Origin of the sequence: Neobacillus piezotolerans (assembly GCF_003362805.1) — a bacterium.
Classification (GTDB): Bacteria; Bacillota; Bacilli; order Bacillales; family Cytobacillaceae; genus Bacillus_D; species Bacillus_D piezotolerans.
Genome location: NZ_QNQT01000001.1, coordinates 376,629 through 395,754, shown reverse-complemented (window position 1 = coordinate 395,754; position 19,126 = coordinate 376,629). Strand labels below are relative to the sequence as shown.

Sequence of the window (19,126 nt, the reverse complement as noted above, 5' to 3'; positions counted from 1 at the left end):
AAAATACGTAAAGTGGGACGCGAATGAATTTTTCAATGAATGAAGCGATTGAAGTGCTCGAACGGACGCCGCAAACTCTTGATTTCTTTTTAAATGGCCTTTTGTGATGGCTAAACGGTACAAGGAAGATGTCGGGTTGTGGAAGGAATACCTTGGTATTATAAAAAGTGTTTAAGTTGATCTTAAAAAAATCGAAAAAGGAATATACCCCCTCCGACACGAATAGTAATAGTAATTCTTATTGAACGGGAAAAGGGTGGCGGATATGTCAAAACTTAAAAGGCAGCCTTTGTTTCTCAGAATCAGCTGGTTGTTCCTTCTTATTACCGGAGCTGGGATACTGATTTTTGGTATATTAGTTAGCTTATTTCCCCGGATTGCTGGTCCTTATGATTTGGGATTGGTGCGAGCGATTGGCGTTGCAACAATAGGAATGGGTTTTTTCGGTTGCGCAATCACTATCACTTCGTTCCGAAAAAAAGAAAGTTGGGCGTGGCTTACCCTCTGGTATTACCCTATCTTCTGGATAGTGCACTTGGTGGGTGGCCTGCCACCAGGGAATGATCATATCCATCAAGTTATTTTCATTGTCATATCTCTCCTCGGATTACTACTTCCTTTTAGACAATTTTTCCCGAGGAAAACAGTTGAAGGCATAGATAAAGCATAAATCGCTGTATTATTAATCTTCAGATATTGTTTCTGATCTACAAACAACTCTTTAGAAAAAAACTTAAAGGGAAAACGGTACACTTTATTCTCAAATCAGCAACAAGGAAGCCCGGCTGCAGAATCAGGTCCGGGCTCTTTGTGCGGAAATTGCACTTATTTTTAAAAAGCTGAAATTACTCCCTCCCTTCTCCGTCTAATTGGTAAATCAAAGTAAAGGAGGCCGGACATGGAAAATGAAAAACTCATCCAGCAATGGTTCAATGATTACCACGATGACGTGTATAACTACCTCGTTTATTATTTTGGGACAAAGGACGTGGAGGATTTTGTCCAGGAAGCCTTTATAAAAGCCTATCAAAATATGAACAGGTTTGAAGGGCGCTCGAATCCGAAAACATGGCTGATAACAATCGCGAGGAATGTGGCAATAGACCATTTGCGGAAAAACAGGCTAAAACGGTTCCTCCCCATCAGCCTCTTGAACAAGGCTGCCGCCCCGGATAAAAACCCTTTGGAACATGTCCTCGAGGACGAAACGAAGCGAGAGCTCTATGGGTTGATTAAGCAAATGAAGCCCGCTTACCGTGATGTCCTCATCCTTCGCGGCATCATGCAGCTCACGCCGGAAGAAACAGCGGCAATCCTTGGCTGGGAAAAAGCAAGGGTTAACCTCTCCTTCCACCGGGCTATCGAAGGTTTGAGGAAACAGTCGAGGAATGAAAAAGGAGGTGCCCAAAATGCGGCCATTAACGAATGAAGAAATTCAAAAGGAACTTAACTCCTTCCCCCGCCTTAGCCTTAACCATGCGGCGAAGGTACGGATTGGCGCCTCTCTGAACCGGGCTGATTCCCCGCTTCGAAAACGGATAATTTTTTTCCCGGCGGCCCTAAGCTTCGCGGTTCTGGCCTTCCTCTTTATCGGGCTTTCCGCCTTCGTGGTCAGCAGCATTACCGGCAACGGCCTGTTCTTCGGCTTAGGCTCGGCCCCTGGAGAAAAGTTTTCGATTGACCCGATGGATAAATTTACGATTGAGAGGATTTCCGACGATATAGTGGAGTTTTATGTGAATGGAAGAAAGGCCGGCGGTATTGAAGTCATGACGGAAAAAGAAATGCACAAGAATATAGCCAAACAGAATCGTTTTGAAGACACTGCCCGCCCCGGCTTTCAGTATCCCGTGAGGTTTACACTCGACCATCAGAAAACTGACGAGGCTATGCAAATCCGCCACTACTTCTTCCTCTCGGAAAAATCAAAGCTCCGGTACCATGTTTATTTCTACTATAACAAAATTGATCATTCGGATGCTGAAAAAATCGCCAGGACGTTCCGGATAAATGAATAACTCTTTCCGAGCCGGTTGCAGCCGGCTTTTTTATGCTTTTTTTGAAAAAAGAAAATTTGCTCAATATTTCACAAATAGATTGTGAAGTTTTGAGCAAAATAGTATACTATAGTCAAAGGGAGTGATACGGATGGTAAAAAAGGAAAAGATTGTTATTCTAGGTGGAGGGTATGCGGGTTTGCTGACCGCCGTTACTCTCCAGAAGAAAGTCCATGGCAAGCGCGCGGAGATTACCCTCGTCAACAAAAACGACTACCACTACCTTACAACCAAAGTGCATGAGTCGGGTGCTGGAACCATCCAGGCTGAATCGATTGTTTTTCCTATTAAAGAACTGATTGATTCGGAGCGGGTAAACTTTATTAAAGATGAAGTGATTGGCATCGACATTGCAACAAAAACCGTCACGCTCAAAAACAATGAACTGAATTATGATTACCTCGTCCTTACGATTGGCGGCGTACCGCAAACATATGGGCTTCCCGGAGTGAATGAGCACGCCTTCTTCCTGTTCGACTGGGAAGGAACGAACCGACTACGCTGGCACATCGAGGAACAGATCGAAAAATACCTTGAAGACCACGATGAAAAGCGGCTTTGTTTTGTGATTGGGGGCGCCGGATTTTCAGGTATGGAATTCATTTATGAACTTACTGAAAAATTGCCTGAACTATGTGATGAATACGGCATCGGACTGGACCTCGTCAAGGTCATCTGCGTTGAGGCCCATGATGAATTGCTGAAAGGCTACGAATCTTCCATGGTGAAGGATGCGAAAAAGGCTTTCGAAAAGATTCCCGCAGAATTTAGGACAGGTACTACAATCGCTTCCTGTACTGAGACGGAAGTCCGCTTTACGGATGGTTCCACAATCGAGACGAATACATTTATCTGGGCAGGAGGTGTCAAGGGCAACCCGCTCCTTGAAGGACTCGGTTTCAAGACGTTCAGGGACGGGCGGGTCATTGTGAATGAATACTGCGAGGTTCCCGGCTATCGGGACGTTTATGTACTTGGCGACGCTTCCGTCAGCTTCTCCCCTGAGGGAAATCCTTATCCTCCCACAGCCCAGATCGCCTTGCAGCAGGGTCAATACTGCGGCAGAAACCTGGCGGCGAAAATTTATGGGGTAGCAATTAAGCCGTTCAAGTATATCCACCGCGGCACTGTGATGAGCATGGGCCATAAAAACGCGACCGGGGTCGTGTACGGGAAAGCAATCCACGGGCGCTTTGCCTCCTTCATGAAATGGGTCATTGAAAAACGGTATTTCTTCATGCTCGGCGGCCCCCGTCTGCTGCTAAAGGAAATCAAGAAATGAGAGTTGAAAATGGTTTTCCGTCCGCTTCTAGCGGGCGGTTTTTGTTTTGTTTGGATGGAGCATGGAATACCTCCCCCGCTTCATTATTGAAGAAAGTGAAGCACAAGACCCGTCCTTTCTCCTACCTGTTTCACTGGGGTGGAAATATTATGAATTTTCATTTATTTTAAGTATAAGGGAAGTTTTTTCAGGGGGCGGTTGGATGAATAAGGAATCGATTTTGATTGTTGAGGATGAAGAGAAAATTTCGAGGGTGCTGGAGCTTGAGCTGGAGTTTGAGGGGTATTCCGTAACGAAGGCCGCTGATGGCATTGAAGGTATTGAAGCTTACCGGACCGGTAAATGGGATTTGATTTTACTCGATGTAATGCTGCCGGGCATGAGCGGAATCGACCTGCTTCGGCGGATACGGGCGAACGACCCTTATACAAAGGTGATTTTGCTGACAGCGAAGGGAACGGTCGAAGATAAAATCAACGGCCTGGATCTTGGGGCAAATGATTATATTACAAAACCATTCCAGATTGACGAGCTGCTGGCAAGGATTCGTGCGGCTTTACGCTATAAAACAATACAGGAGCCTTTGGAAGACGGAAGCATCCTTTCTTTCGCTGGGCTAAGATTGAATCAAAAAACAAGGGAAATAAATCGGGGCGGGACTTCAATTGTTTTGACCCCAAGGGAATTTGACTTGCTTGTCTATTTGATGGCCAACCGGAGGCAGGTGCTGACGAGGGACCAGATTCTTGAAAAGGTTTGGGGGTATGACTTTACGGGCGATACGAATGTCGTTGATGTTTATATCCGCTATCTTAGGAAAAAAATCGACCTGCCCTGCTTCCCTCCTCTCATCCAAACTGTTCGTGGCGTCGGTTACGCTCTGAGGGAGGGCAAATGAAACTCCGTTCCAAAATAAACCTGTACACAGCCGCCCTGTGCGCACTCGTTTTAATCAGTATGAACCTATTCATTTACATCGTGTTCAGTAAGCAGATTTATTCAAGCCATTTGGAAGCATCCGAAGTGGAAATGAAAAAAGCTTCCGCCGTCGTGGCGCAGTCTCTAGGAAAGGTATCTGAGGACGCCCTCCTACGCACCTATGTTCCTGGGAATGGGATGATTCAGCTTGTCAGCATGGAAGGGAAAGGATTGGCGGCAGCTACATCCAAAATGGAGCAAAGGCTTGCAAGGAGGACGCCCCGCTATTTCGCCAGTGAAACGGGCGGAAGGATTCAATACCTTGGCAGGGATTATTCGTTCCAGTCAATGCCGATTATTCTTCCCAGCGGAGGAGTCGCTAATCTCCAGATAACGGCCAGCCTTGAACCTGCAGCGGGAATCGTCCGAACTCTCGGCCTTGTACTCCTGCTCGCGACATTTACCGCCTTGATTCCGGTACTGGCATCAAGTGCTTTTCTCGGCAAAATCATTATCGGGCCTATATCATCCATGACTTCGATCATGTCGGAAATCCGCAGGAGCGGCCAGTTTAAACGGATTCCGCTCAAAAGCAAGTCCAAGGATGAGCTTTATCAAATGGGAGATACGTTCAACCATATGATCGGACTGCTCGAAACGAATTTCAACAAGCAGAAGCAGTTCGTTTCGAATGCATCGCACGAGCTGAAAACTCCGCTTACGATAATTGATAGTTATTCCAGCCTTCTCAAACGTCGCGGCCTTCAGGATCAAAAAATTTTCGTGGAAGCGGTTGAAGCAATCCATTCGGAAGCTATCAGAATGAAGGAACTGACCGAACAGCTTTTGCTTTTGGCAAAGCATAATGAACATTGGAATCTCCGGATTGAACCTATGGATTTAAACCCGCTTGTAATAGCTTCGGCAAAAGCGTTTGAAAGCGCGTTTAACCGTGAAGTGATTCTTGACCATTCCGGAGAGCCGCTCTTAGTTAAGACGGATGAACAGAAATTGAAGCAGCTGCTGTTTATTTTTCTCGACAATGCCTGGAAATACAGTGACGCACCTATAAAAATCACCTTTGGCTGCCAAGGTGATGCAGCGCTTATCACGATTGCAGATAAGGGAATTGGGATCGATGAGGACGAATTGCCAAAGGTTTTTGACCGTTTCTATCGTGTGGATAAAGCGAGGAGCAGGAAAATGGGCGGTTCTGGTCTTGGCCTATCCCTCGCCTCAGAAATCGCAGATGCACTTGGAATCCGGCTCGAGCTTGAGAGCAAACCAGGCATAGGCACGAAAGCGAGCTTATTTATAAAAAAATGAAGCACTTTCTCAGGAAAATTTAATGTTTGCGATGCAAAATGGTGATAGAAATCGAACTTATAAATCGGCGGCAAGGGTGGTGGACGACATGTTAAACAGGAAGTGGGGTTATATTGCTTTATTCGGTATGCTTTTCATAATAACCGTTTTGCTTGGCTGGGTTTTACTTAGGCCGGAAAGCTCATCTGCCGAAGCGCTAACGAGGGAAGAAGCGAAAAGCCTGGTTGAAAACCGGTACGGCGGGAACGTATCTTTTTTACAGGCCGATAAACAATTATATTATGCTAAACTGGATATCCAAAACCACTCCTACGAGGTTAAGGTTGATTCAAAAACTGGTAAAATCCTTTCCATTCAGTGGATGCAAACTTTAAATGAAGAAAATCCTTCCCCTGCCCTTTCAGAGGATGAAATAAAAAGTTTAATCCTTTCAAAAGCCGAGGGAGAGCTAGTTTCTTTAGAAAAAACAACCAGAGGCGGAAAGCCGGTTTACAACGGGGTTGTCAGGGACCCGGACGGAACTGCTACAATAGTCACTGTCGACGCGGAAACCGGAGAATTGCTTTCGGAGAAAACCAGTCCCGCCAATCCACCGAGAAGGCTGACGGAAAACGAGGCGATTGCGATCGCCCAGAAAGAAGTAAAGGGCGAACTGGATGATGTGGACCTCGAGACAGAGAACGAGCAATCATTCTATCTTGTTGAAATCAAGACGCCTGATGACCGGGAAGCGACTGTCCAAATCCACGCCATTTCTGGCGCAGTCTTGTCTGTAGCCTGGGATGATAGTGGGACAGACTAACGTTTGGATCTTTTTACAAAAAACGCTTTCTCATGAATTTCTAATCTTCTTATCCCTATCTTCTCATGTTCGCTGGATATTATGGAAACAGAATAAGATATGGGAGTGAAAAATATGAAAAACAAATTTTTGGCGGCAGGCGTTGTATTTGGATTGATTGCCGGGGGCACATTCGCGGCTGGGGCGGTCGGAAAGGATGATTCTGGTCGTGAAGTGGAACTTGAGAAAGAAACAGAGCATGGTCCGGTCTTGAATAAAAAGGAAGTAACTGAAGTTGAAAAAACCTTTGAAAAAGTCGGCGCAATTTCCTTTGAAAAAGCAGCAAAAATAGCAAAAGGCGCGGCCACAGGTGAAATTACGGATGCCGAAGCTGAAATGGAACACGGCCGCGTCAAGTATGAGTTCAAGTTAAAAGACGAAAAAAAAGAAACCGAGCTTAAGATTGATGGTACCACCGGGAAAATCATCAAAATTGAATCTGAGGACGAACGTGAGGACGATAAATGCGACGATGATTGAACGAAGGTAGAAAGGCAGAATCCGTTTAGTCGGATTCTGCCTTTCTATTTAAAGCTGAATCGAAATATATTTTACCTCCAGGAATTCGTCCATTCCGTGGCGGCTTCCTTCTCTGCCAAGCCCGCTCTCTTTCATCCCTCCGAATGGGGCCTGAGCTGTTGCCGGAAGCGGATCATTCACGCCGACAATCCCATATTCAAGATTTTCAGAATAATAGAAGGCTTTTTGCAGGGATTTTGTAAATACATAGGCAGCGAGTCCGTATGGCGTATTATTGGCTCTGCGGACTGCCTCGGCATCATCCGAAAACGTACTGACAGGGGCAACCGGGCCGAATGTCTCTTCCCGCATGCAGGCCATGTCGTCCGTCGCACCTGACAAGATGACCGGCTCGATGAAAAAGCCCTTCCGTTCATCGGCTTTCGGCCCTCTAATCGCTTTGGCCCCTTTGCTGATGGCATCATCGATTTGTCCCTTCACTTTTTCGATTGCCGCTTCATTGATGAGCGGGCCGATGTCCGTCGATTGCTCAAACCCATTTCCGACTCGGAGGGAATTTAATGCGGTCTTGAACGCATCGATAAATGGCTCCTTGATGTTTTCATGGACATAAATCCTGTTTGCGCACACGCAGGTTTGGCCGGCGTTTCGGAATTTCGATTGCATGACCCCTTTTACTGCCGCGTTAATATCGGCATCTTCAGCAATGATGAACGGCGCAAGCCCCCCAAGTTCCAGGGAAACCTTTTTGACGGTTTTTGCCGCTTTTTCCATTAGCTGCTTTCCGACTTTGGTAGAGCCGGTGAACGTTATTTTTTTGACGCGGCTGTCCTCGAGCCATACGTCCGAAACTGCAGCAGCATCATTAGTCGTGACGACGTTGATGACTCCTTCGGGTATCCCGGCTTCATGTGCGCATTCCGCCAGAAGCAAGGCGGTCAAAGGTGTCGCGGGGGCGGGCTTAATCACAACCGTACAGCCAGCGGCAAGGGCCGGCGCGACTTTCCTCGTAATCATGGCAGCCGGAAAATTCCATGGAGTAATCGCCGCTACGACGCCGACAGGCTGTTTTTGGACAAGTATCCGTTTTGAGCTTGACGAGGCGGGAATTGTTTCCCCATAAACGCGCTTCGCCTCCTCGGCAAACCACTTGATGAACGAATTCGCATAGGCAATTTCGCCGCGCGCTTCAATGAGCGGTTTCCCCTGTTCAAGCGTAATCATCCTTGCGAGCTCTTCCGTTCTTTCCGAAATTGCCTGGAACCAATTTTCAAGGTGGGCAGCTCTTTCATAGGCTGTTTTTTTCGACCATACTAAAAAGGCTTCATGCGCGGCATCTACAGCCATCTGCGCTTCCCTTGTACCGCCATCCGCCACATATCCGATTTTCTCAAATGTCGCCGGATTTTCAACAGCGAACAAATCCCCGGCATAGACTTCCTCGCCATTTATATACATGCCTTTTTGTAAAATTGCCCCATCCATCTTCGTTCCCCCTCATTGGAATTTTTGAAGCTAAGCGGAAGTGCCAAAAACGTTTTTAACAGCTTATAAATCTTGTGTATCAGGAAATTTAAATCGGAAAATCAACCACTTCCCATCAAAAGGATTTCCCTGATATCCTCTTCGGTTAGCGTAGTGTTGGAAGGATTGGCAGTACCGATTATCCCGTCAACAAGATCCCGTTTCCTTTCCTGCAAATCATTGATTTTTTCCTCAATCGTCCCTTTGGCAACCAGCTTTATGACATGTACGGAATTTTTCTGTCCCATCCTGTGCGCCCGGTCCGCGGCCTGCTCTTCAACCGCCGGGTTCCACCAGAGATCGTACAATATGACGGTGTCCGCACCAGGGAGGTTAAGCCCTGTCCCGCCGGCTTTGAGTGAAATCAGAAAGAAATCCCGCTCTCCGCCATTGAAGCGGCGGCAAATGTCGACCCTTTCCTCGGATGGGGTTTGCCCATCAAGATAAAAATAGGGAATCCCAAGGTCCGAAAACCTATGTCCGATTAGTTCGAGCATTTTTGTAAACTGCGAAAAAATCAGGACGCGGCGGCCGGCCAACCTCGATTCATCGACAATTTGCATGAGCTGTTCGAACTTAGCTGATCTGCCGGTGTAGCCATCCACAAATAAGGCGGGATGGCAGCAGATTTGCCGCAGCCTTGTGAGCCCCGCAAGGATTCGGATCCTGTTTTTCCGAATCGTTTCCTTATCCAGGTGCTTGAACGTTTTCACGCGGAGCTTCGCAAGATATGCCGCATACAGTTTTTTCTGCTCCGGAAGCAGCTCGGACGAATCGATTGCCTCAACTTTTTCGGGCAGTTCCAAAAGGACATCCTTTTTAAGCCTGCGGAGCATGAAAGGCCTCGCTCTCCGGGCAATTTGCTTTCTTGTTAGATGGCTGTATTCACGCAGTCCTTGAAATAATGCCGGGAAAACTACGTGGAAAATTGACCATAGCTCCTCAATCGAATTTTCAATCGGCGTCCCAGTCAAGGCAAAGCGATGGGCAGTCTTGATTTTTTTAACAGCACGCGCCGTTTGGGTTACCGGGTTCTTAAACGCCTGCGCTTCATCAAAGATGGCGCAATGGAATTCTTTCCGTTCATACATCCCGATATCCTTCCGAAGCAAAGGATACGAAATGATGACGGCATCCACCCCATCCAGGTCGCTCGCCAGGCTAACCCTCTCAGCAGCGCCTCCGTCCGCAACCACGGCATTCACTTCGGGAGCGAATTTGGAAAACTCGTTCAGCCAGTTATAAGTAACCGATGATGGGCACACAACGAGCGCCGGCAGCTTCTGTTCCCTTATTTTCGGAAGCTCCGAAAGGATGAATGCGATGCTTTGCAGTGTTTTTCCTAGTCCCATGTCATCCGCCAGTATTCCGCCAAACCCATGGCTGGCAATGGTTTTCATCCATTGGAAGCCCTGTTTCTGGTAGCCTCGCATAACAGGCCCAAGCCGCTCGGGCACTTGATGGTCCATTCCGGTTGGATTCCGGATTTCATCCAGGAACGAACGGAACGATTCCTCGAAAGAAAATGCCGTCCCTTCCCCCGCCGAATCGAGCAGGCGGAACCCTTCGATGATTGGGACATTCAAGGACGATTCAAAATCCTCTTTCTGGATCGGCGCCTCCTTCAAAAACCGTTGGATTTCTTCGTACTCCCTTTCCTCCAGCGAAAGGAGGGAACCATTCCGGAGGCGGTAATACTTCCGTTTTTCTTCAAGCGCGGAAAGAACATCGCGGATTTCGTTTTCGGCGATGCCAGAGAGTTGGAATGTGAATTCAAGCCAGTTGGTCCGTTCCTTCTTTACCTTTACACTAATTTTAGGAGGGGAAGGGCTTTTGAAAATTCGGTTCCTTACCGCGGTCGTCGCAAAGATTTGAACATGTTTTTCAAGCAAAGGGACGATGCGGTACAAAAATTCATACTCAAGCTCTTCGTTGTGGAGGAAATAGCCGCCCTCCGTTGTGGCAAAGGACCCTTTCTCCATCAATTCGAGGATGATGGTTTCTTTTTCGGTATTGCGGTGGATTCCCGGGTTATGGGCCGCAGATCCTGTTTCCAAAGGATTAAGGATATGATGGCCGTAATGGAACTCAAGCCCGGCCAAAAGGCGGTTCTTTACCCGATCCAAATACAACTTAGCGATAAGCGGCGGAAAGGCATGCTTTTTGGCTGCCGATTCGGAGACATGGATGCTTCCGAGTTTTCTTAATCCCGGCACTACTTTTTCAAGAAAATAAGCTTCCTGTCCGGAAGGGATTAGAAGTCCTTTTGTCCCTGCCCCCTCGAGTAGCCGTTTTAGTTCAGCTAGGCGGCCACAGTCCTCTACGGTCAGTTGGACGAATTTTCCGTCCGCCAACGCGGCGCGATAGGACTCCAATAAAATGATTTCGCCGAGACCTCCAACGACAAACTTGTGTCCCCCGTTTTCCTCCTTTATCTCAATCTCCAGAGGAAGCGGGCCGCTGGACAACTGCATCCCTGGATACTCCCTGCCGCCATAGGAGAGTTTTACATGGGGAGCCGTGGCGAGCAGCGGAAAAAGCTGATTCCATGAGGCGGGCGGGATGGGCAGAAGCTCGGGGGCGGGATTCCCTGTTACATTTTCACTTCGAATAAAAGTTTCCTTCAGTATTTTTTCGTCGTCCATAATCCGAATTAATTGATGGAGAACAGAGTCTGTTTCAGCCTCAAAGCAATGGAGCTGTGGATTATAGAGGCCGGATGGGTCGGTTGCCCCTTTTCCCACACTGTCAAGGAACCCGCGGATATCTCCGATCGCGATGAAGTTTATGTACAGCTGAATCCCAAGCATCACCTGTCCAGTATTTAAAGAGAACGGCCTGCAATGAAATCCGGCATTTAGCACTTCCCTGGTTTCAAAATGGAGCCTGTGTCCGGACGGTAATTTAGGGCGATTTTCAAAAAAGCCTCCGAGGGGTCCGTTGTTCAGAGGCATGGGGGAAATTTCACGATGATGCGGGTTAATCCCATCCCCTAAGATTGCAAGCAGGACCGCTGCAACATGCTGGCAATCCTTGTTGACAGAAGCCAGGGATGGGCATGTGCATACAGTCGTGAAACCGCCTCGGCCGTCGGCTTGCACGGTGACATGAAAATCCTCGGCGGCAATCACTGTGGCAGTCCACTTTCCTTCTCCAGCGAGGTGCATTTTAACCTTATTCCCGCGGTAATAAGCCTCGCCCCTTTTAAAAGACGCGGGGCCGCAGCGGTTTTTTATTATTGTTTGAGTCAGTTTTATTGTCAATGGAGAACTCATTCCTTCCCCAGCTTTACGCGTTATCCATTTTTTAAAAGGCATATTTGCTGTACTAGTATTATAGCCTCTTTTTTGGGCGGGTTGCCAGATGGAAGGTTGAAAGCAAAAGTGAAGCAGGAATGTCCCCTGCTTCACTCTTCGCCTGGTTGGTATTCCGATGTGCTTTTTGCATTTGGGTGACATCCACTTCGTGTTTTGGCCAGACAATGTCACTCAGCATGGTCTTGAGCAACATTCTCTCCTGATTTCGCCGGACATTGCCTCTTCATTAATTGATTTCCCTGGTCGTCCCGGATGCCCTTCCCCTTTCCCTGAAAATCAGCCAGACAATCAGGCTGAGTGAGACAAGAAGGCCTTCGAGTGAAAGGATGTACCATGGATATGGCCCGAGCACGTCCAAAAGGCTGGCGGTTTCCGGCTTGTGGCTCAAATACATATAATTGCCGCCAACCAATTTGTTAATAAGCATGACAACTGGCATGATTAAATTCAAAAACACGACTAGCCTGATGACTGAAGAAAAAGCAGGCCTGTAGCCCCTAACCCATGTGTAATAAAGCGGGACAAGAACAATCAGCATATGCGTAGAGAAAAAATGGATGAACCGGAAATGCGGAAAATCATAAAACAAATACGGCGTAGCGAGCGCCTGGGTCGCGCCGAGCAAGGCCGTATAAAGCAAGATGTCATAAACGGATTTGCTTCCTGTTAATAAAAGTATTACAGCCAGGATCAGGCTGATGCTGCAAAGGCCAGCCGGCAAAGAATCAACCGCGCGCCAAAAGCCGTTCGCATACATCCAAATGTGGTATAGGGATTCCATCACAATGAGCGTTCCCGCCGCCCAAATTTCCATTTTCCTCTGCCCAGCCCCTTGGAGACGGCCCCGGAACACATACATCCCGGTTCCCGCCAGGAGAAGGATCACCAAAACGGCAATATGCGTTACCGAAAACATTACAAATCGATAATTCTCCGAACTGCCCCCGAACCAGTCCATCTTAGATTCCTCCCTCAGCCTTCCGTCAGGATAGCTGGTTATTCTACGTCTTTACAATTAACCCGGCAATGAAGCGGCAGTCCGTCCCCTGCTTTCTTCACTGCTAACCTGGCATGAAGCGGCGAATACTCCCCTGGTTCACTTTTTTTCTTTGGTCCATTTTGCCAGGCTGTTGCCTTTTAGGATGTCTTCGAGCAGTTCGGGAAGGAGGTTTGGGCTGCAGCCAAAGCATGGGATGCCCATTGCCGCGAGCTTTGTGGCGTTTCCTTGATCATAGCTCGGGACGCCCTGGTCGGATAAAGCCAGCAGGGTAAGAACAGTTACCCCCGATTCATGCATTTCTTTCATCCGGCGGAGCATCCCCGCCTGGTTTCCTCCCTCGTATAGATCCGTCACGACGATAAAAATGGTTTTTGACGGATCTTCGATAAAAGCCTGGCAATAGGCAAGCGACTTATTAATATCCGTTCCCCCGCCTAGTTGAATCCCGAACAGGAGGTCGACCGGGTCAAGATTGGCCTGTTCCGTGAGGTCGACTACTTTGTCATCAAATGCGACCACATGGGTTTTCAAGGCCGGGATGCTTGCAAAAATGGAGCCAATGATCGAGGCGTAAATGACTGAATTCGCCATCGAGCCGCTTTGGTCGATATCAAGGATGATTGTCCAATGATGGGAGTTTTTCTTTCGGTCAAAAAAGTAAAAACGCTCCGGGATAATGGTCTTTCTGTCAGGCTGATAGTTTTTTAGATTCCTTCGGATTGTGTAGTTCCAGTCAATGCTCTGTGGCCCGCCCGGCAGCAGTGTCCGTTCCCTCCTGTTCAGCGCTCCCTTAACAGCCCGCCGGATATCGTTTTCAAGGAGCTTTTTAATATCCTCTACAACGGAGCTGACAAGTTCCCTGGCCGCATCTTTCGTCCGCTCGGGGATCTTCCCTTTCAGCGCCATTAGCGCTGCGACCATTTCAATGCTCGGTTTTACCGTCCGGAGCGTTTCGGGTTCAAAAAGGAGCTGGGACAAACCCTTCCTTTCTATCGCGTCATTTTGGATGACCGAGACAACGTCATACGGAAAACTAGCCCGGACGTCCCCAAGCCATTTGGCCAGCCGGATGCCGCCCGATTGCCCGAGCCCTCCCGTCCGGTCTGGATCGTAAAGAGCGGCAAGGGCTTCGTCCATGAGCAATTCTTCTTCGCTTAAAAGCGAAGGGGCGTCCGAACCCGCCAAATCCTTTTCTGCCGCCTGCCCAAGTATGAGCCGCCAGCGCTTTTGTTGAGTTCCCATTTCACCAGTCCCCAAAATCGAAATCATTTAGTTGGTCGAGCACCGACTCTTCTTTTTCAGTTAACTCCTCATTTAGCTGTTCGCTTACCTGCTGTACGTTCAGCCCCCAGCTTTCGGCGAGGATTTCGGCGACTTTCGATCTGTCCCCGGCGTTGTAAGTACTGAAAGCCCGACGTAAAAATACCAGCGCCCTTAAAAATTCTTCGTCCGTAAGCGTGGCGATATAGCGATCGACTTTTTCCCACAAATACGCTCTGGACAGGAGCGCATACTTATTACCGAGGCATAATCCCTCGAACCAACCGCCGCCAAGATCCGCCGGGATACCGGGTGAAAGCCTTCTTGAAACTTCCTGTTCCAGCATTTCCGGGCCAATTTCATTTTTCTCCAACAGCAGCGCGCAGCAATAGCCTGATAAAACCGGGTTCAAATCGTCCCTTTCACAGATTTCCCTTAAGGTTTGCAGCCAAAGGGGCTCATCTATCTCCTTATATAGCTGGGCTGCCGTTTCGTCCATTTCCTGAATCCCCTTCAAGACAAGCTTGGCGGCTTCATTATTGCAGCCGGAAGAACCCGGAAGAAGCAAGGCACCCCGCAGAAACAGCCTTGCAACGAGCGGTTTAAGCATGCCGGTATCAAATCCTCTTACATCCCCGAACTGAAGGACATATGCAATCTGCCCAACAGCGGCGGCCGTTTCCGGGAAATCCGCCGCTTCGGCCCCAAGCGCCGCGACAGCCGCCCTCGCCTCCTCCATCATCTCCATCATCCCGCACAGCCAGCTGTCCCTAATCACCGAGGAAGCTTCCGATACATTCTGCGCGTTCGCAAGCCTTTCTTTTAAAACAAAGGCCGTAGCAAGCTCGATTGTGTCTCCAAGCAGGGTCGTTTCGACGAGGCGAATTTCCGACTCGGGCGTCCAGCGAAGATTCCATTGCTCCGCCCACGACGCCTGATCCTGCTTATAGCCGGACTGATTTGCAAAACCAATGCCCAAGACATTCAGCTGATGGAAAAAGAATGACCTGTTCCGGTCGAGAAACGCGGCTTCGCTGCTTTTGACCCGCCGGTTTTCGCGCAAATCCAGCCTGAGTTCCGAAAGAGAAGAAGTTTTATATTTTTCCAGCTTCAGCTCCCTGACCCGTCTCGTAAAATCCTCTTGGACAGGCGCCTGGATCACTCCATCGGGCAGCTCACCGATTGCCGTCCCCACTTCAATTTTCGCGCACGCATCCGCAATGACAGAAAAATTCCCGTGGCCGAGGCACATGATGGCGGCATCCCTTAAATCCTGGAGTGTCGGGCTTCCGTTCCGGAAAGATGCGAGCGCATAAGCAAGCCTCGTTCCTTCCATTACTTCCGCGGTCGAGCGGAATGTTCCGGATTTCCGGAGTTCCGCCGCCAAAGAAGAAAGATAATAAAATGGAAGTTTTTCATGATCCGCTTCCCGTAGGCACTGCCACATCATATAAAAATACGACGGAGCATGGTTTCCCGCTCCGTATCCTGATTGGGAGGAGAGCCTGAAATTTGAGTAAGGCATAAGGGTCATTTTTATCGGGACAGAGGGCAGTTTTGAAAAATCGGTCAGTTCCCCTGTTTCTTCGAGAATCCCTTTTATATGGAACGCACCGGTCACAACGACGATTTTTTCCGGATGATGCCCCGCGGCGATAACTTCGGCTATCTTTCTCCGCATATACGCTTCCCGGAGATTGTTATAGTCCTGCTCCTTTTGGCTGTCTGTTTTTTCCGCCAGGGAACGGAGCTCCGAGGAGAACGCGGCCATCGCCGAAAAGAAACCTTCCAGGCCTCTTATTTGTTCAAAAGACCTTTCCCAGTACGATTCATAATTCTGCTCCCCCGCCAAACGGGCAAGCTCTTCGTATACGGAGTGGCGCTCCCCGCCTGCTTCGCCCTCCTCCCGCTCCTCGGTTTCTTCCCGCCTGTGGACCACAAACGAATATTTCGCAGGCAAATCAATGAATTCCGAATGGCACCCCTTGCTGGCCGCCCATTTTAACGCCCTGTATTCCGGCGAGTAGCCAGCGAGCGGATAAAGAATCGTATCAATGGGAAGCTCTTCGGTGTAAGCCAAAGCGGCGATTGGCGGTTTTGTCCTTTGCCTTACAATATCCGGAATCAGCCCTGACATATCGGCCGGACCTTCGACAAGGACCGCTGTCGGCATAATCGCATCCAAAAAAGCTTCAATATGCCAGGCGGACGCTGGCGACAGATGGCGCACCCCGAATACATGCGGCTTCATGCCTGGTTCATCTCGCTGCAGGCAAGATACAGCTTCCTCCATCCCGATCCCCTTTTCTTCATGACATTTTCAAGATATTCCTTCCACACAAGCCGGTCCTTCTCCTCATCCTTTACAATGGTTCCCTGCAATCCCGCCGCAACATCTTCCTCGGTAATCCTTCCCGACCCGAAACTGCCCGACAAGGCCATGCTGTTTGTTAAAAGAGAAATAGCTTCAGCTGTCGAAATGACGCCGCTCGGGGCTTTAAGCTTTTCCTTCCGGTCGAATGTCATCCCTGCCCTTAGTTCCCGGAATATGGTGACCACTTTTTCCACAAGTTCCTCGCCCGGCAATTCGGATTGAAGCTGGAACTGTGATGAAAGCTCGCCAACCCGTTTCCTTACGATATCCATTTCCGTTTCAATATCGCCCGGAGCGGGAAGCACCAGAATGTTGAACCGCCGCTTCAGGGCCGAGGACATTTCATTTACGCCCCTGTCCCTTGTATTTGCTGTCCCAATAATGGAAAATCCCCTGACCGCTGAAACCTCCTCCCCAAGCTCGGGGATTGTCATGCTTTTTTCCGAAAGGATTGAAATCAATGCGTCCTGCACTTCCGATGGGCAGCGGGAAATTTCTTCAAAACGGGCGATCGTCCCCGTTTCCATCGCCCGGTAGACTGGGCTTTTCACAAGCGCGTCGCGGGAAGGGCCATTGGCGAGGAGCATGGCATAATTCCAGCTGTACCGGATTTGTTCCTCCGTCGTCCCGGCCGTGCCCTGAATGATTTTCCCAGAATCACCGTGTATCGCGGCCGCGAGAAGCTCTGATAAAGTCGATTTCGCGGTTCCCGGCTCGCCGATTAAAAGAAGCGCCCTGTCCGTCACAAGCGTCGCGATTGCCATTTCAATCAGCCGTTTGTTCCCTATGTATTTTGGGAGGATTTCTTTTTTCCCGGCCATTCCCCCAGCGATGAAGGTGAATACTGCTCGTGGGGACATGGCCCAGCCGGCCGGGACCGCCCCTGTATCTTCCTTTCTAATAATCTCTAATTCTTCCGCGTATAATTTTTCCGCCGGCAGGCGCAGCAACTCGGCCATTTATAATTCCTCCCTGTTCCGCATTTCCTTTGCAATTTCAGAAAGCCTTTCCTTTAAAAGCTCGTGTTCGATTTTAGATTCCGCGATCCTTTCCAATTCAGTTGAATAGGATGCAGGCAAACAGGCGAACAAGCCAAGATTGTCTCGTATTCCCCGGAAATGGAACTGAACCGATTTCATATTTTGGTCTGTCTTTTTCAACGTATCGACAAGAACTTCGAAGGTGTTTTCATACCCTGCCTGGATGAGTGACACCATCGCCATCATCCCCCGCTTGCTTGAAAAATAGGGATTGAGGGCAAGCTTATCCAGCACGTACTTAAGATGTTCCTTGCCATGGATTTTCCGGGCAAATCGGAAAACGAGGTTTTCCTCGTCAAGGTCGATAAATAGCGGAAGCCATCTATCAATCCACGCAATTTTTTCATCTTCACTATCCTCCGTATTCCTATAGGCTTGCCACCTGTATTCCTGGTCAAATTCCTGAAGGGTAGGCTCGAATGAAATAAGCTTATCGATGGTTTCGAGAATGGCCCCGCCAGCGGGATCTTTCCGCGATTTCTTAACAAATTTCGCGTACCTGGAATACACATCATCCGGAGTCCTGATCGATAAGGACGCAAGGAAGGATAAATCAGCGAAATGTTCCTTTTTCGGAAGATGGCAGAGAAACTCAATAAACTCCCTTATTTCATACACCTGCTTTTGGAGCAGGATTCTTGCCGCGTCCTTTGATAGTTCCGTAGAAACACGTGGTTCAGCGGCAACTTTTTTCAAGAACTCGATAACGCCTTTACTCTTGCCACCATCCAGGCTCCAGATTGCGGATGACAGCAAATCCGCCATTTCCCGCTTACTTCCATCAAGATAAGCCTTGAGTGTTTTTTCAGCAAAACCAAGCAAGGCATCTGCTATTCCGGGGGAAGGATTTGCTCTGGCAATCTGAAGAATCATCTCCTGGTCTTTAGACTCAACAGCTTCACTGAGGCGTTTAAGAGCCGCGGCAGTACCCCTCGCTGCCAATGCCGAATAAGCCGCCCGCCTTGTTTCCGCCCTCTTCGCTGTGGTTTGTTCAAGAATTGCCTCCTCGGCCTCATCATAGTTGGCCAGTAACTCAAGCGCCGCTTCCTTAATTTGCGGAGAACCGTTTTCGAGGCATTCAAGATAAAACGGCAGTCCTTCGTTTCCCAAAATGCCATGGATGGCCTTCAGTTTTTTCCCGTCACCAGCTTTCCCTTTCATTGAAAATGATTCTTCAATAAACGGGAGGGCCTCTTTTCCAAAACGGGGCAGAACGTTTTCGGCTATGAAAATACCAATCTCCGGATAGGAATCCTCAAGGCCGTTAATAAACGGCAAAACGAGGCGCAAATCACGGAATTTTCCCGACTTAACCGCCTCCTGTATGATTTCCGTCCGTCCATACCCTTTTGTTTCAAGCGCATGCATCAAGGGTTGCAATTCAAGCCAGGACAGATCGGTCGGCAGCTCAATGCCGCCTTCGCCTTGGGCCAGTTCGCCTTCTTTTCCTGTTGTTCCCATCGTATATAATACCGATGCCAGCAATCCAGATAACTCCAGCAAATTTTCCGCGGAGTTCGATTCATCCGTAACGAGTGTTTCAGCCAGTTCTGAAAGGCGTTTAAATACCGGCGCCCTCTCGCCAAGTTTTTTCAAAATAGGAATGATCGCTTTCACCTTTGCATCGCCAATCGCCAGGCTGCTCCCTGCTATAGCGAGCCTCCTTGTTTCTTCCTGCAATTCATATAATGCCTGTATGCTCATAGC

At 48.8% G+C, this 19,126-nt stretch carries 16 protein-coding genes; 8 read left to right on the top strand and 8 right to left on the bottom strand.

Going from position 1 to position 19,126, the window contains the following annotated elements:
* Positions 1–265 precede the first annotated feature (265 nt).
* The 8 genes from DRW41_RS01795 to DRW41_RS01760 all read left to right on the top strand — a co-directional run bounded on the left by DRW41_RS01795 (position 266) and on the right by DRW41_RS01760 (position 6,904).
* Entirely contained in the window at positions 266–670 is a 405-nt protein-coding gene (locus DRW41_RS01795) for a hypothetical protein (RefSeq protein ID WP_115450247.1), read from the top strand.
* A gap of 228 nt (positions 671–898) precedes the next feature.
* Positions 899–1,429: an RNA polymerase sigma factor gene (locus DRW41_RS01790; protein WP_115450246.1), complete on the top strand. Its 531-nt coding sequence runs from the start codon at positions 899–901 to the stop codon at positions 1,427–1,429.
* A complete protein-coding gene (locus tag DRW41_RS01785; RefSeq protein ID WP_115450245.1) occupies positions 1,410–2,018 on the top strand; it encodes a hypothetical protein in 609 nt (202 codons plus the stop codon). The genes DRW41_RS01790 and DRW41_RS01785 overlap by 20 nt, the downstream gene beginning before the upstream one ends.
* A gap of 130 nt (positions 2,019–2,148) precedes the next feature.
* A complete protein-coding gene (locus DRW41_RS01780) occupies positions 2,149–3,339 on the top strand; it encodes an NAD(P)/FAD-dependent oxidoreductase (RefSeq protein ID WP_115450244.1) in 1,191 nt (396 codons plus the stop codon).
* A gap of 202 nt (positions 3,340–3,541) precedes the next feature.
* Positions 3,542–4,237 (top strand): response regulator transcription factor, encoded by a 696-nt coding sequence (locus DRW41_RS01775; RefSeq protein WP_115450874.1) that lies wholly within the window; start codon positions 3,542–3,544, stop codon positions 4,235–4,237.
* Positions 4,234–5,583 (top strand): sensor histidine kinase, encoded by a 1,350-nt coding sequence (locus DRW41_RS01770; protein ID WP_115450243.1) that lies wholly within the window; start codon positions 4,234–4,236, stop codon positions 5,581–5,583. The genes DRW41_RS01775 and DRW41_RS01770 overlap by 4 nt, the downstream gene beginning before the upstream one ends.
* Before the next feature lie 88 nt (positions 5,584–5,671).
* Positions 5,672–6,385: a PepSY domain-containing protein gene (locus DRW41_RS01765; RefSeq protein WP_181884377.1), complete on the top strand. Its 714-nt coding sequence runs from the start codon at positions 5,672–5,674 to the stop codon at positions 6,383–6,385.
* A 114-nt stretch (positions 6,386–6,499) separates the two neighbouring features.
* Complete coding sequence (locus tag DRW41_RS01760; protein WP_181884376.1) at positions 6,500–6,904, top strand: PepSY domain-containing protein; 405 nt, start codon at positions 6,500–6,502, stop codon at positions 6,902–6,904.
* A gap of 48 nt (positions 6,905–6,952) precedes the next feature.
* Here DRW41_RS01760 and DRW41_RS01755 read toward each other — a convergent pair whose 3' ends face one another.
* From DRW41_RS01755 to DRW41_RS01725, 8 genes are all read right to left on the bottom strand, one after another.
* Positions 6,953–8,389 (bottom strand): NAD-dependent succinate-semialdehyde dehydrogenase, encoded by a 1,437-nt coding sequence (locus DRW41_RS01755; protein WP_115450240.1) that lies wholly within the window; start codon positions 8,387–8,389, stop codon positions 6,953–6,955.
* Positions 8,390–8,490: 101 nt separating this feature from the next.
* Positions 8,491–11,691 (bottom strand): DEAD/DEAH box helicase, encoded by a 3,201-nt coding sequence (locus DRW41_RS01750; RefSeq protein WP_115450873.1) that lies wholly within the window; start codon positions 11,689–11,691, stop codon positions 8,491–8,493.
* Positions 11,692–11,761: 70 nt separating this feature from the next.
* Entirely contained in the window at positions 11,762–11,935 is a 174-nt protein-coding gene (locus DRW41_RS22785; RefSeq protein ID WP_181884375.1) for a hypothetical protein, read from the bottom strand.
* Between the two features lie 36 nt (positions 11,936–11,971).
* Positions 11,972–12,703 (bottom strand): YwaF family protein, encoded by a 732-nt coding sequence (locus DRW41_RS01745; RefSeq protein ID WP_115450239.1) that lies wholly within the window; start codon positions 12,701–12,703, stop codon positions 11,972–11,974.
* 138 nt (positions 12,704–12,841) lie between these two features.
* Complete coding sequence (locus DRW41_RS01740) at positions 12,842–14,014, bottom strand: VWA domain-containing protein (protein ID WP_245959310.1); 1,173 nt, start codon at positions 14,012–14,014, stop codon at positions 12,842–12,844.
* A complete protein-coding gene (locus tag DRW41_RS01735; RefSeq protein WP_115450237.1) occupies positions 13,989–16,298 on the bottom strand; it encodes a DUF5682 family protein in 2,310 nt (769 codons plus the stop codon). Before DRW41_RS01735 ends, DRW41_RS01740 begins: the two co-directional genes overlap by 26 nt.
* Positions 16,253–17,338, bottom strand: a complete 1,086-nt coding sequence (locus DRW41_RS01730) for an AAA family ATPase (RefSeq protein ID WP_115450236.1) — start codon at positions 17,336–17,338, stop codon at positions 16,253–16,255. The genes DRW41_RS01735 and DRW41_RS01730 overlap by 46 nt, the downstream gene beginning before the upstream one ends.
* Positions 17,339–19,123 carry a HEAT repeat domain-containing protein gene (locus DRW41_RS01725; protein WP_115450235.1) on the bottom strand — a complete coding sequence of 595 codons (1,785 nt, stop codon included), beginning with the start codon at positions 19,121–19,123 and terminating at the stop codon, positions 17,339–17,341.
* Positions 19,124–19,126 lie beyond the last annotated feature (3 nt).

What these genes read in the sequence shown, in the direction of transcription:
- DRW41_RS01795 (WP_115450247.1), top strand. Translation starts at nt 266, where the DNA reads ATGTCAAAACTTAAAAGGCAGCCTTTGTTTCTCAGAATCAGCTGGTTG.
- DRW41_RS01790 (WP_115450246.1), top strand. Translation starts at nt 899, where the DNA reads ATGGAAAATGAAAAACTCATCCAGCAATGGTTCAATGATTACCACGAT.
- DRW41_RS01785 (WP_115450245.1), top strand. Translation starts at nt 1,410, where the DNA reads ATGCGGCCATTAACGAATGAAGAAATTCAAAAGGAACTTAACTCCTTC.
- DRW41_RS01780 (WP_115450244.1), top strand. Translation starts at nt 2,149, where the DNA reads ATGGTAAAAAAGGAAAAGATTGTTATTCTAGGTGGAGGGTATGCGGGT.
- DRW41_RS01775 (WP_115450874.1), top strand. Translation starts at nt 3,542, where the DNA reads ATGAATAAGGAATCGATTTTGATTGTTGAGGATGAAGAGAAAATTTCG.
- DRW41_RS01770 (WP_115450243.1), top strand. Translation starts at nt 4,234, where the DNA reads ATGAAACTCCGTTCCAAAATAAACCTGTACACAGCCGCCCTGTGCGCA.
- DRW41_RS01765 (WP_181884377.1), top strand. Translation starts at nt 5,672, where the DNA reads ATGTTAAACAGGAAGTGGGGTTATATTGCTTTATTCGGTATGCTTTTC.
- DRW41_RS01760 (WP_181884376.1), top strand. Translation starts at nt 6,500, where the DNA reads ATGAAAAACAAATTTTTGGCGGCAGGCGTTGTATTTGGATTGATTGCC.
- DRW41_RS01755 (WP_115450240.1), bottom strand. Translation starts at nt 8,389, where the DNA reads ATGGATGGGGCAATTTTACAAAAAGGCATGTATATAAATGGCGAGGAA.
- DRW41_RS01745 (WP_115450239.1), bottom strand. Translation starts at nt 12,703, where the DNA reads ATGGACTGGTTCGGGGGCAGTTCGGAGAATTATCGATTTGTAATGTTT.
- DRW41_RS01740 (WP_245959310.1), bottom strand. Translation starts at nt 14,014, where the DNA reads ATGATTTCGATTTTGGGGACTGGTGAAATGGGAACTCAACAAAAGCGC.
- DRW41_RS01735 (WP_115450237.1), bottom strand. Translation starts at nt 16,298, where the DNA reads ATGGAGGAAGCTGTATCTTGCCTGCAGCGAGATGAACCAGGCATGAAG.
- DRW41_RS01730 (WP_115450236.1), bottom strand. Translation starts at nt 17,338, where the DNA reads ATGGCCGAGTTGCTGCGCCTGCCGGCGGAAAAATTATACGCGGAAGAA.
- DRW41_RS01725 (WP_115450235.1), bottom strand. Translation starts at nt 19,123, where the DNA reads ATGAGCATACAGGCATTATATGAATTGCAGGAAGAAACAAGGAGGCTC.